The 12,172-nt window shown below is 69.1% G+C and carries 12 protein-coding genes and 2 riboswitches; of the genes, 6 read left to right on the top strand and 6 right to left on the bottom strand.

The features are described 5' to 3' along the window. Positions 1 to 6 precede the first annotated feature (6 nt). The 3 genes from BJ969_RS20710 to BJ969_RS20720 form a co-directional block, all read right to left on the bottom strand. A complete protein-coding gene (locus BJ969_RS20710) occupies positions 7 to 837 on the bottom strand; it encodes a phosphoenolpyruvate hydrolase family protein (RefSeq protein WP_184481167.1) in 831 nt (276 codons plus the stop codon). Further along, positions 834 to 2,051: a Tm-1-like ATP-binding domain-containing protein gene (locus BJ969_RS20715; RefSeq protein WP_184481169.1), complete on the bottom strand. Its 1,218-nt coding sequence runs from the start codon at positions 2,049 to 2,051 to the stop codon at positions 834 to 836. The genes BJ969_RS20710 and BJ969_RS20715 overlap by 4 nt, the downstream gene beginning before the upstream one ends. 119 nt (positions 2,052 to 2,170) lie before the next feature. After that, complete coding sequence (locus BJ969_RS20720) at positions 2,171 to 2,482, bottom strand: YbaB/EbfC family nucleoid-associated protein (RefSeq protein ID WP_184481171.1); 312 nt, start codon at positions 2,480 to 2,482, stop codon at positions 2,171 to 2,173. A 191-nt stretch (positions 2,483 to 2,673) separates the two neighbouring features. Here BJ969_RS20720 and BJ969_RS20725 point away from each other — a divergent pair, with 191 nt between their 5' ends. The 3 genes from BJ969_RS20725 to BJ969_RS20735 are packed head-to-tail and all read left to right on the top strand — an operon-like array spanning position 2,674 to position 4,927. After that, positions 2,674 to 3,009 carry a hypothetical protein gene (locus BJ969_RS20725; RefSeq protein ID WP_184481173.1) on the top strand — a complete coding sequence of 112 codons (336 nt, stop codon included), beginning with the start codon at positions 2,674 to 2,676 and terminating at the stop codon, positions 3,007 to 3,009. After that, positions 3,006 to 3,950 carry a polymorphic toxin type 24 domain-containing protein gene (locus BJ969_RS30890; protein ID WP_184481175.1) on the top strand — a complete coding sequence of 315 codons (945 nt, stop codon included), beginning with the start codon at positions 3,006 to 3,008 and terminating at the stop codon, positions 3,948 to 3,950. Before BJ969_RS20725 ends, BJ969_RS30890 begins: the two co-directional genes overlap by 4 nt. Then, positions 3,947 to 4,927, top strand: coding sequence for a hypothetical protein (locus tag BJ969_RS20735; RefSeq protein WP_184481177.1), 981 nt, complete (start codon positions 3,947 to 3,949; stop codon positions 4,925 to 4,927). Before BJ969_RS30890 ends, BJ969_RS20735 begins: the two co-directional genes overlap by 4 nt. A 44-nt stretch (positions 4,928 to 4,971) precedes the next feature. Here the strand turns inward: BJ969_RS20735 and BJ969_RS20740 are convergent, their stop codons facing one another. The 3 genes from BJ969_RS20740 to BJ969_RS20750 all read right to left on the bottom strand — a co-directional run bounded on the left by BJ969_RS20740 (position 4,972) and on the right by BJ969_RS20750 (position 8,216). Next, the gene (locus tag BJ969_RS20740; RefSeq protein WP_184481179.1) at positions 4,972 to 5,133 is read right to left on the bottom strand and encodes a hypothetical protein; all 162 of its coding nucleotides are present in this window, start codon (positions 5,131 to 5,133) and stop codon (positions 4,972 to 4,974) included. A gap of 80 nt (positions 5,134 to 5,213) precedes the next feature. Next, positions 5,214 to 6,392, bottom strand: a complete 1,179-nt coding sequence (locus BJ969_RS20745; RefSeq protein ID WP_184481181.1) for an acyl-CoA dehydrogenase family protein — start codon at positions 6,390 to 6,392, stop codon at positions 5,214 to 5,216. A 234-nt stretch (positions 6,393 to 6,626) separates the two neighbouring features. Beyond that, complete coding sequence (locus BJ969_RS20750; protein ID WP_184481183.1) at positions 6,627 to 8,216, bottom strand: long-chain-fatty-acid--CoA ligase; 1,590 nt, start codon at positions 8,214 to 8,216, stop codon at positions 6,627 to 6,629. Between the two features lie 230 nt (positions 8,217 to 8,446). On the opposite strand from BJ969_RS20750, the gene BJ969_RS20755 reads away from it, so the two are divergent. The 3 genes from BJ969_RS20755 (at position 8,447) to glyA (ending at position 12,010) form a co-directional block, all read left to right on the top strand. After that, positions 8,447 to 9,094, top strand: a complete 648-nt coding sequence (locus BJ969_RS20755; RefSeq protein WP_184481186.1) for a TetR/AcrR family transcriptional regulator — start codon at positions 8,447 to 8,449, stop codon at positions 9,092 to 9,094. Between the two features lie 86 nt (positions 9,095 to 9,180). After that, positions 9,181 to 9,308, top strand: a riboswitch (glycine riboswitch). After that, positions 9,309 to 9,405: riboswitch (glycine riboswitch) on the top strand. It abuts the riboswitch before it with no gap. 118 nt (positions 9,406 to 9,523) lie between these two features. Next, entirely contained in the window at positions 9,524 to 10,639 is a 1,116-nt protein-coding gene (gcvT, locus tag BJ969_RS20760) for a glycine cleavage system aminomethyltransferase GcvT (RefSeq protein ID WP_184481189.1), read from the top strand. A gap of 90 nt (positions 10,640 to 10,729) precedes the next feature. Next, positions 10,730 to 12,010 (top strand): serine hydroxymethyltransferase, encoded by a 1,281-nt coding sequence (gene glyA, locus BJ969_RS20765; protein ID WP_184481191.1) that lies wholly within the window; start codon positions 10,730 to 10,732, stop codon positions 12,008 to 12,010. The last annotated feature ends 162 nt before the right edge of the window (positions 12,011 to 12,172 follow it).

A 12,172-nucleotide genomic window follows, 5' to 3' on the forward strand; every position in this document is an offset into this window, starting at 1 on the left:
TGCGGCTCACCGCTTGAGGTTCTTGAACTCCCTGGTCCGCTCGGTCAGCGCCTGCTCCACCGGGAGCCGTTCCATGCTGCTGGCGCCGTAGAAGCCGTGGCAGCGCTTGGTGCGGCCCAGCACGTAGGCCGCGTCCTCCGGGGTGGCGATGGGGCCGCCGTGGCAGAGGACCAGCACGTCCTCGCGCACCTCGGCCGCCGCCGCGGACCACTCGTCGATCAGCGCCACGCAGTCGTCGAGGTCCTTCGAGGTCTCCGCGCCGATGGAGCCCCCGGTGGTGAGCCCGAGGTGGCACACGACGATGTCGGCTCCGGCGGTGGTCATGGCGCGGGCGTCGGCGGCGGAGAAGACGTAGGGCGTGGTGAACAGGTCCGCTTCCCGCGCGGCGGCGATGAGCTCGACCTCCTGCCGGTAGCTCATGCCGGTCTCCTCCAGGTTGGCCCGGAAGGTGCCGTCGATGAGCCCGACGGTCGGGAAGTTCTGGACCCCGGCGAAGCCCAGTTCCCGCAGCCGCGCCAGGAACGGCCCGGTGAGCAGGAACGGATCGGTGCCGTTGACGCCCGCGAGCACCGGCGTGCGGCGCACCACGGGCAGCACTTCGCTCGCCATCTCCACGACGATCTCGTTGGCGTTGCCGTAGGCCAGCAGCCCGGCCAGCGAACCGCGCCCGGCCATCCGGTAGCGGCCCGAGTTGTACAGCACGATCAGGTCGATGCCGCCGGATTCCTCGCACTTCGCCGACAGCCCGGTTCCTGCGCCACCGCCGATGATCGGCTCGCCCCGATCGGCCATGCCCCGGAACCGGCGCACCAGGGTCTCCCGGTCGAACCGCGTCATGCCCGTTCTCCTTCCGCGCCGGGGCGCACTTCGCTCAACGCCGCGAGCAGCGCCGCCACGAAACCGTCGTCGTTGATGCCGTGCGGGACCCGCCGCACCTGCCGCTGCTCGGTCCGGTGCACCTCGGCTTCGAGGGTTTCGAACAGCACCTCGTCGGCGGCCGGGTCGTGGAAGGGCTGCCCGGGCGCGTCGAGCAGCGAGACGCCGCCCTCCGGCAGCAGGAACCGCACCGGGCCGGTGCAGGCGTTGAGCTTCGCGGCCAGGAACCGGGCGATCTCCCGGCATTCGTCCGGGGTGGTGCGCATCAGCGTGACCTGCGGGTTGTGCTCGTAGAACAGCCGTCCCCGGTAGCGCTCCGGCACGGTGTCCGGCGCACCGAAGTTGACCATGTCGAGGGCGCCGCAGGACCCCACGTAGGGCACGCCGCCGCGCGCGATGGCGTCGAGCCGCGTGTCACCGGCGCTCATCACTCCCCCGGCGATCAGGTCGCACACCTCGGTGGTGGTGATGTCCAGGACGGCCTCGATCAGGCCGTCGGCGACGAGCTTCTCCATGGCCCGGCCGCCGGTGCCGGTCGCGTGGAACACCAGCGGGTCGTGCTCGGCGGCCAGCCGGTCCGCGGTCTTGGTGACGCACGGCGTGGTCACCCCGAACATCGTCAGCGCCACCGCGGGACGCTGCTCGGCGGCCGGGACGGTGTTGCGCACGGCCCCCGCGAGCGCGTGCGCGGCGTTGCCGAGCACCTGGCGGGAGATCCGGTTGAGCCCGGCGACGTCGGTCACCGCCGGGAACATCGCGACGTCGGAGGCGTCCACGTAGGACGAGACGTCACCGGAGGCGACGGTGGAGACCATCAGCTTCGGCACGCCCACCGGCAAACCCCGCAGCGCCGGAGTGACCAGCGCCGTGCCCCCGGAACCGCCGAGCCCCAGCACGCCGCCGACACCGGGTCGCGCGGTCAGCCAGCGCTCGAACGCCAGCGCCATCGCCGCCACCGCCGAACCGCGATCACCGGTGAACACCGCCTCCGCGCCCCGCGGGTGCTCCGCCGCGACCTCGGCGGCGGGCACGTCGGGGGCGTCGGCGGACTCCGCGCCGGAGGTGCTCACGTCGACGGTGGTCACCTCCACGCCCGCGTCGGCGACCAGCCCGGCGACGTAGCGCAGCTCCGCCGCCTTCGTGTCGAACGTGCCCACGACGTAAGCCCGGCCCATCGCACCATCCCCGCAACTAGGAATCAGCCCGCGAGAACCCTACTGCCGATCACACCGGGACACAGCTCGTTGATCACCGTGTCGCGCTCAGGAGGCGCGCGCTGATCCGGGGTGACGCGTCAGGAACCCAAGCGCCGCCGTGCCGCGTCGATGTCCGCGGCGACCTTGTCCATCGCTCGCTCGAACCCCTCGGTGACGCGGCCGAGTTCCGCATCGAGCCCGGGCAACGCCCCTGCGGCGGCGACCTTCGCGGCCATGTCGTCCAACGCCGCGTTGACCGCTTCCCGCACGGCCGCCTCCGCCGCTGCGCGCGGCGTTCGCTCCCACTGGCGCGGGTCGAAGGCGACATCGCCGACCCGCCCCCGCGGATCGACCCGCGCTCGGACGAGACCGTCCGCCGAGCCACCGGAGCCCATGAGTTCGTCGTCCACCGGTGCGGGGTCGGGAACGCTCCCGCGACCACGGTGGTGATCAGCCGGATCTTCCAGGAACGAGCTCACGAAATCCCCTCACGCTGTTGTGACCCGCAGCACCCGGTCGCCTGTTGCGAACGATCCCACTCGATCCGCCGGGATCGCTGGCCTCCACGGCAAGATCACACAACGGTCGGCGGGCGGAGTGCATGGCAGCGTCGTTCTTCATCCACACCGAGCAGTTGCGCCGATCAGGCAACCGGTTCGGTTCGGCCGCGGATGGGCTGGACGCCGAACGCCGCACGCTGCGGACAGCGGTGGCGGGAGACGCCGCCGCGTGGGGAGCGGACGAGCCTGGAGCGGCCTTCGGCCAAGCGCACCTGGAAGTGGCCGAGCTGGCGGAGCGAGCCTTGGAAGTCCTGGCACGCGCCACGGCCGACGTCGGTACCTCGCTGGTCGCCACGGCGGCCGACCTCGAAGACATCGACCGGACCCACGCCGACGAGTTGAACGAGCTCCTCGCCGAACTGGGGGCCAGGCCGTGAGCATCATCCTCCCGCCTGAGCTCGCGCAGTTGCTGGCGGAGTGCGGCGGGACCTTCCCCGAGGCCGACGAAGACCGGCTGCACGAACTGGCCGCAGGCTGGCGCAGAACAGGCAGGACGCTGGAACGGCTCCGCCGAGAAGGCTCGGACACTGCCCGGTCAGTCGCTGCGACACATCACGGCGCGACCATCGACGCGTTCGACGGCCGCTGGGCCAGGATCGACGCGCACTTCGCGCTCGGCTCCGTCGCGACCGAGCAGGCAGCAGCGGCCGTCGATGCGATGGCGCTCGCCACCATCGAGACCAAAAGCGCCATCATCTCGGTACTGGCGGCAGGACACGCACAACGGCAGGAAATGCAGAGCCAAGTCGCCGTGGCGTTCTGGGGACCGCTCATCCGGTTCCTCCTGCAACTCCTCAAAAACCACATCGGCCCCCTGCTGGCCCGACTCGGACAGCTGATCAGGAGCGGCCTGGCGGCACTGTTCCGCGGCATCAAAAAGGCTTTTCAGGCCATCGTCGACTTCGCCGAGTCGCTCTTCGAAGGCGCGAGCACACCGGAACCAGCACCACTACCACCCCCGACGCCGCCGGTTTACCGACGCGACCAGCCACTACCGCACGCACGGGAGCTGATCGAGAACGGCACTCAGTGGACTGGAACTGGACGAGGCGGCGGCAAAGTTCCCCTGACCGCCGAGCCGAACCAAGTCTACTATCGAACAGATCCACAAACGGGCGTCACTACCAGTTACAGCGTTTACGATGAGCAGGGCTACATCATCAAGCGCGTCGACCTGGCAGGAAGGCCACACGGAGAAGTTCCCACACCGCACGTTCTGCACTACCAGCTCAACGTAGATACCCGAACAGGAACAACGAGAGTCGGACCAAGCAAAGAACAACCGGTCCGCGCCGCCACGCCCTGGGAGATACCGTGACCACCGAAGAGAACCAAAATCAACGCGAGCATCCCGGGTTCCTCGCGGACTGGCGCACCCCCGCAGGCGATCCGCTGACGCCCATCAGCTACCTCAGCACCCTCACCTCAGGAATCGAGGCGATACTCGCCATTCAGTGGCTGTTTCGGCCGAACTTCCTTGAATATCGTGGAATCGTATTTGCCACCGACGAACCCACCGAGCCCAATCCGGCACAAAAAAAGACGCTGGACGACTGGCTGTCACACTTCAACGGCGACATAAGCAAGGTTGAGTTCAAGAGCAATCTCACAATCCTTCCAGATGTGTTCACGAATTTGACGCTGGACGAACACATCGAAGACATTTCCATCTTCGCGGAGAGCATCGCAGACTGCTGGCGAGGCCTCTTGAAACTTCACTTCCCGGACCGGGATTTCGTCGTGGAAGTATTCGATGACCCCGAAGAACCTTACGACCCGCAGATCACCTTCTACAGCAAGCCGGAGGAGTCGTCGAACGCTCCGGTCGTGGTCTACGGCGTAGCCGCGGGACAGTTCGCCCAGCTCGACGGGGTCCACGCCGCGCTACACCTCGATCTGCCTCCGTCCGCCCGGACCGGGTTCGCGGGACTCGCGCTCCCTCCGCAGCAGGCGTTGGAGATCAACGCTCGGGACGCCGCCGACCGGAAGACGCTGCTCGACCGAATCGCGCCCGGCTCGACCACGCTCACCGACGCACTGCGGGCCTCCGGGCGGAGCGCGGTGCTGCTGTCCGGGTTCGAACAGCTCTGGGTGAAGAACCGCGCGGTCGCCGAAGAGCTGATCAGACAAGCACCGGACGCGCTCGCCACGGCCCGAGCCGAAGGGCGAACGCTGCACCTGGCGTTCGCCGACCTCACCTCGGACACCGCCGAATCCGCGCTGGAGCTGCTGCGCGACCTCACCGCCGGACATGCCGAACCGGTGCCCGTCTTCCACTACGCCCCATCCGCATGACGATGCCCCCGGCTGCACGCCGGGGGCATCGTGGAAGCGGGAGGTCAGTGGCTGCTGTTGCCCTTGCCGCCGCCGGTGAAGCGGTTCTTCACCTGCTCGATCTTGGCCTTGTTCTTCGGGTCGCTCGCGTATCGCTTCGCCTGGTCGATCGCCTTCTTGCCCTGCGGGCTCTTGGCGAAGTCGGTCAGCTTCTTGAACAACGACATAGCAGCTCCCAGTCGGGCCGGTCGGTCATGCCTGCCACCAGGCTACCGGCAATTCGGACACGGAATCGAGGGCCCACCGATCATCCGAGCACACCGCTGACCGAGGCGTGGCCCTTGAGCAGGTTGCGGGCGATGGTGCGGCGCTGGATCTCGTCGGTCCCCTCGAAGATCCGCAGCAGCCGGATGTCGCGGTACCAGCGTTCGATGGGTAGCTCGCGGGTGTAGCCCATGCCACCGTGGATCTGCAGCATCCGGTCCACGATCTCGTTGGCGCGGGTGCCGCCGTAGAGCTTCGCGATGGACTGGGCGTGCCGGGAGTCGGCACCCTGGTCGGCCTGCCACGCCGCCTGCAGCACCAGCCAGCGCAGCGCTTCGATCTCGACCGCGGAGTCCGCGATCATCCACTGGATGGCCTGGCGATCCGCGATGGGCGCACCGAACGTCTGCCGGTTGCGGGCGTAGTCCATCGACATCTCCATCATGCGCTCGCACCCGCCGAGGGCGCGGGCGGGCAGCAGGTAGCGGCCGCGGCCGATCCACTGCATGGCCAGCTTGAACCCGCCGCCGACCTCGCCGAGCACGTTCTCCTCCGGCACCCGCACGCCGTCGAAGACCAGGGAGGCGGGCTGGCGGTCCCACTCGCCCATGATCTCGATCGGCTCCGAGCGCCAGCCGGCGTCGCGGTCGGCGAGGAAGCAGGTGACGCCGCCGTCAGCGCCCTTCTCCTTGTCGGTGACGGCGAAGACCATCGTGAAGTCGGCGTCGATGCCGCCGGTGATGAACGTCTTCTCCCCGTCGATCACCCACTCCGAGCCCTCCTTGCGGGCCGTGGTGCGCAGGTTCTTCGCGTCCGAACCCGCGCCGGGCTCGGTGATCGCGAAGCAGGACTTGCGGTCGCCCTCGATGGTGGGCACCAGGTAGCGCTGCTTCTGGTCCTCGTTGGCGTGGTAGAGGATGTTGTCGGCGTAGCCGCCGAAGCTGAACGGCACGAACGTGCGGCCCAGCTCGATCTCGATGAGCGCCGTGAGCACCGCGGAGAGGTTCATCCCGCCGTACTCCTCCGGGGTCTGCACGCCCCAGAACCCGGCGTCACGGGCCTTCTGCCTGAGGTCCTTGAGCTCCTCGCGGGTCAGGCCGCGCTCGTGGTTGCGCTCGCGGCGCAGCACCTCCTGCTCCAGCGGCACGAGTTCGCGCTGCACGAAGGTGCGCACCCAATCCCGAATGTCGCGTTCGGTCTCGGTGAGGGAGAAGTCGACCATCGGTGGCGTTTCCTTTCGGCGAGGTCGAGGGAGTGAGACGTCCGTGCACGATGAGTCTTCGATCGTTGTCCTGTCAGCGGCGAAGCCGCTGAGCAGTGACCAGCTTGAGCAACAGAACCACCGGCGGGTTCTCAGCGGCTTCCTCGCGAGGACAGCGATTTCGTGGTGTAGGGAGCTACATGAGAAATCGATCCCGCAGCGAGGAAGCCGCTGAGGTTCCGCTGAGCGACCACCTCAGCCAGCCGTTCCAATCCGGGAGCGGAGTTCGCGTTTGAGGACCTTGTGGCTGGGGCCCAGCGGCAGCTCGTCGACGAACACCACGCGCCGCGGGTACTTGTGGTGCGCGGTCTGCTCCGCCGCCCAGGCGGTGATCGCCTTGCCCAGCGCCTCGTCGGGTTCCTCGCCGCGTTCGGGCACGACCACGGCGCAGACCTCCTCGCCGCGCCCCGGGTCGGGCAGGCCGATCACGGCGCACTGGGCCACCGCGGGGTGCCGGATCAGCAGCTCCTCCACCTCGCGCGGGTAGATGTTGTAGCCGTTGCGGATGATCAGGTCCTTCTTGCGGTCGACGATGGACACGTAGCCCTCGGCGTCCTTGGTGCCCATGTCGCCGGTGCGGAACCAGCCGTCGACGACGGCCGCCGCGGTCGCCTCCGGGTCGTCCAGGTAGCCCGCGAACACGTTGTGGCCGCGCACCACGATCTCGCCGACCTCGCCCGCGGGCAGCAGCTCGATGCGGTCCTCCACGGACGGTTCGGCGACCTCGACGTCGATGCCCCACAGCGCGTGCCCGACGGTGCCCGCGCGCGGGCCGAACGCCGGTTGGTTCACCGTCGCCGTCGGCGAGGTCTCCGACAGGCCGTAGCCCTCGTGGATCGGGGCGCCGAAGCGGCGCTGGAACCGCTCCAGCACCGCGACCGGCAGCGCGGCGCCACCGGAAACGCACATCCGCAGGCTCGGCACCTCGGCGTCGTCGCCCGCGGCCTCCAGCATCCGGATGTACATCGTGGGCACGCCGTTGAGCTGCGTGATCCGGTGGTCGCGGATGAGCCGCAGCGCCTCCGCCGGGTCGAACTTCGGTTGCAGCACCAGCGTGGCGCCCGCGCGGAACGTGGTGTTCAGCGACACCGTCTGGCCGAACACGTGGAACAGCGGCAGGCAGCCCAGCACCAGGTCCTCGGACCGGGTGTCGTTGGCGTCGAACGCGTTCACCGTCGCGTTCATGACCAGGTTGAGGTGGGTCAGCACCGCGCCCTTGGGGCGGCCGGTGGTGCCGCTGGTGTAGAAGATCACCGCCGGGTCCTCCGGGGAACGCGTCTCGAACGCGCGCACCGGTTCGGCGTCCGCAGCCTCCGCCGACAGCGACGGCGGCGCGTCCTGGCTCGGTCCGCCGGAACCGACCGACACCAGCGGGATGCCGGCCCGGCGCGCGGATTCGGCGGCCAGGGCGAGCTGGCTCGTGTGGCCGATGACGAGCTTCGCGCCCGAGTTGCGCAGCAGGTACGCCGCCTCGTCGGGAACCAGCAGCAGCGGCACCGGAACGACGACGGCGCCCGCGGTGAGCACCGCGTAGTAGGCGCGCACGAAGTCGATGACGTTGGGCGCGACGATCGCCACCCGGTCGCCCGGTTCGACGCCGCGAGCGCGCAGCGCGGCGGCGTGCGCGCGGACCTGTTCCCACAGCTCGCCGTAGTCGACCTGCTCGGCGCCTTCGACGACCGCGGTCGCCCGTGGCGTGATCCTGGCCGGTTCGGCGAGCACCGACACCAGCGACAGCGTGGTCTGCGGCTTGATCGGCGCCGAGGACTCGTCGTCGTTGACCATCGTCCACCTCCGTGAGGACGTCGCCCGACGCCGATCGGGGGCCCGCACCGCGCCCGCCGATGGACACCTGGCGACTAACGTCGTTAGTTTTGGACTCTAGGACCACCCCGCGGACCGCGGCAAGACCACCGCCCCGGACACTGTGCGGAGTCGCCGCAGGGCAACCGGCCGAACACGGTGCGGCATCGGAACGCCACGGCGCAGGGCCGGATGGCAGGCAGGAGCGCGGCATGGGCAGACCGAAGAGTCCCCAGCTCACACCGGAACGCATCCGCGAGCACGCGTTGGTGATCATCGACACGTCCGGGCTCGAAGCGCTGTCCATGCGCAAGCTCGCCGAAGCGCTCGGAGTCCGCGCCGCCTCGCTGTACAACCACGTCGCGACCAAGGAAGCCCTGCTGCACGACGTCGCCAACGACGTGATGGCCACCGTGGACACCACCGGCTTCGCCGCCGGCTGGACCACCGGCCTGCTGCGCTGGGCCCGCTCCTACCGGGCGGCGCTGGCCGCCCACCCGAACCTGGTGCCGTTCATGGCCTCCGGCCCGGCCCGCCGCGAAACCTCGCTGAGCCGCGCCGACGCGGTGCACGGCGGCCTGACCAGCGCGGGCTGGCCGCCCCGGTACGCCACGATGATCGGCGCCTCCACCAAGTACCTCGTCGTCGGCGCCGCGATGGGATCGTTCGCAGGCGGGTTCGTCGACGACGCCGAGATCTACGACGACCGGTTCCCGCACCTGCGCAACGCGCACCTGCTGCGCGAGCACGCGGCGGAGATCGACGACGCCAGCTTCGAGGTCGCGCTGCAAGCCCTGGTCGACGGCCTGCGAGTGCAGTACGAGCAGGTCACGGCCCATGCGGACGACTTCGGAGGGTAACGGGATCACGCTCACGTTCGGTTGACTGCGATGTGTGATCTCCGTAGCGTTTCTGAACACAACAGAAGACGAGACGAACACGCCGACGACGTCGAGCGGGAGAGTCTGCGCCCCGCCAGGAGCCCCTGGTCCGTGCAGGATGCGATTCCTGGGTGCAGCGCCGAAGGAGCAATCCTCCCCAACAAACTCTCAGGCCCCGCACCGCACGACACCAGGCGATCACGGAGAAAAGCAGGGACACGCGTCCCTCGCCCAAGGTGCAAGCCGCCGACGCGCGGTGAAACTCTCAGGCCAATGACTCCGGGGAGACCGGCCAGCGCACGCCCGCGCCCGTCGCCGTCGAGGGACCCCGGATATGGTTTCTGCTGGAAGTGGCCGCAACCGGTCCCCTCGGACGTGATCGGTGCCCACGAGGAGGAGTTCCGCACCATGACGTCGTCTTCCCCCTCCCTGAGAGAGACACCGCTAGGGGAGATCCATGCGTCCTCGGGCGCACATTTCACCGAATTCGCCGGGTGGCGGATGCCGGTGCGCTACACCGGCGACACCGCCGAACACCAGGCCGTGCGCACCGCCGCCGGCCTGTTCGACCTCTCGCACATGGGCGAGATCAAGATCAGCGGCCCGCAGGCCGCCGAGGCGCTGGACTACGCGCTCGTCGCGAAGGCCTCGACGATCACCGAGGGTCGCGCCCGCTACACCATGCTGTGCAACGCCGACGGCGGAGTGCTCGACGACCTGATCGTCTACCGGCTCGGCGAGTCGGAGTACCTGGTGGTCGCCAACGCCGCGAACGCGGCCGTGGTCTCCGCCGAGCTCGCCGACCGCGTCGCCGGGTTCGACGCGACGCACGAGGACGTCTCCGACGACTACGCGCTGATCGCCGTGCAGGGCCCGAAGTCCGTGGAGATCCTGGCGCCGCTGACCGGCACCGACCTCTCCGGCGTCAAGTACTACGCCGGGTACCCGAGCGTGGTAGCGGGCGCCGACGTGCTGCTGGCGCGCACCGGCTACACCGGCGAGGACGGCTTCGAACTGTTCACCTCGCCCGCCGACGCCCCCGCCGTGTGGCGGGCGCTGACCGACTCCGGCGCCGCGCACGGCCTCATCCCCGCCGGGCTGTCCTGCCGGGACACGCTGCGGCTCGAAGCGGGCATGCCGCTGTACGGCAACGAGCTCTCCGCGTCCCTGACCCCGTTCCACGCGAACCTGGGCCGGGTCGTGAAGCTCGACAAGCCCGGCGACTTCGTCGGCAAGGAAGCGCTGGCGAAGGTCGCGGAAGCGCCGACGGAGCGCACGCTGGTCGGCCTGCGCACCGATGCCCGCCGCGCTCCGCGGCACGGCTACCGGGTGCTCGACACCGACGGCGCCGAGATCGGCGAGGTCACCAGCGGTGCACCGTCACCGACGCTGGGCCACCCGATCGCAATGGCGTACGTGGACCGCGCGCACAGCGCCCCCGGCACCGCCCTGCAGGTGGACATCCGCGGCAAGTCGATCGACGTGGAAGTCGTCGAGCTGCCGTTCTACCGCCGGTCCGCCTGAGACCGCACCGCCCTCGGGGCACCACGAACCTCGAAAGGACCGCCCGGAACTTCCGGCGCAGCCCAGATCGAACACAGGAGGCAATTGCTCATGTCAACACCGGACCTGTTCAACGACCAGCTCTCGGCGGTGGATCCGGAGGTGGCCGAGGCCGTCGGTGCTGAACTCGGCCGTCAGCAGAACACGCTGGAGATGATCGCGTCGGAGAACTTCGCGCCGCAGGCCGTGCTGCAGGCGCAGGGTTCGGTGTTGACGAACAAGTACGCCGAGGGCTACCCGGGCAAGCGCTACTACGGCGGCTGCGAACACGTCGACGTCGTCGAGCAACTCGCGATCGACCGCGTCAAAGAACTCTTCGGCGCCTCCTTCGCCAACGTCCAGCCCCACTCCGGCGCGCAGGCCAACGCCGCGGCGATGCACGCCCTGCTCAAGCCCGGCGACACCATCATGGGCCTCGACCTCGCCCACGGCGGGCACCTGACCCACGGCATGCGCATCAACTTCTCCGGCAAGCTCTACAACGTCGTGCCCTACCACGTCCGCGACCACGACCACCGCGTCGACATGGACGAAGTCGCCCGCCTCGCCCGCGAGAACAAACCCCAGCTCATCATCGCCGGCTGGTCGGCCTACCCCCGCCAACTCGACTTCGCCCGCTTCCGCGAGATCGCCGACGAAGTCGGCGCCTACCTCATGGTCGACATGGCCCACTTCGCCGGACTCGTCGCCGCCGGACTCCACCCCAGCCCCCTGCCCCACGCCCACGTGGTCACCACCACCACCCACAAAACCCTCGGCGGCCCCCGCGGCGGCGTCATCCTGTCCACCAGCGACGACTTCGCCAAAAAGTTCAACTCCGCGGTCTTCCCCGGCCAACAGGGCGGCCCCCTCGAACACGTCATCGCCGGCAAAGCCGTCCTGTTCAAAATCGCCCAAACCCCCGAGTTCGCCGACCGCCAACGCCGCACCATCGAAGGCGCCCGCATCCTCGCCGAACGCCTCCTCGCCGACGACACCACCCGAGCCGGCGTCTCCCTCGTCTCCGGCGGCACCGACGTCCACCTCGTCCTCGTCGACCTCCGCAACAGCGAACTCGACGGCAAACAAGCCGAAGACCGCCTCCACCAGATCGGCATCACCGTCAACCGCAACGCCGTCCCCAACGACCCCCGACCCCCCATGGTCACCAGCGGCCTGCGCATCGGCACCCCCGCCCTGGCCACCCGCGGCTTCGGCACCGAAGAATTCACCGAAGTCGCCGACATCATCGCCCACGCACTCCAACCCACCCTCACCCCCGACACCACCACCCAACTCCGCAACCGCGTCGAAACACTCGCGAAAAAACACCCGCTGTACCCGAACCTGTGATGATCCGGTGAGGGGAACCCCCTGACCAGATCCACAATTGCGCCGGACGCCGCATTCCCCCTCGATTCAGGTGGGAATGCGGCGTCCGTGTTTTCGCCGCAGCGGCCGACTTTGTCCCGTGCAACAATTCCTCGGGCCGTAGCAGCAGGTCAGCGGATCATG

This window comes from Saccharopolyspora gloriosae (assembly GCF_014203325.1).
In the GTDB taxonomy this organism is placed as follows: domain Bacteria; phylum Actinomycetota; class Actinomycetes; order Mycobacteriales; family Pseudonocardiaceae; genus Saccharopolyspora_C; species Saccharopolyspora_C gloriosae.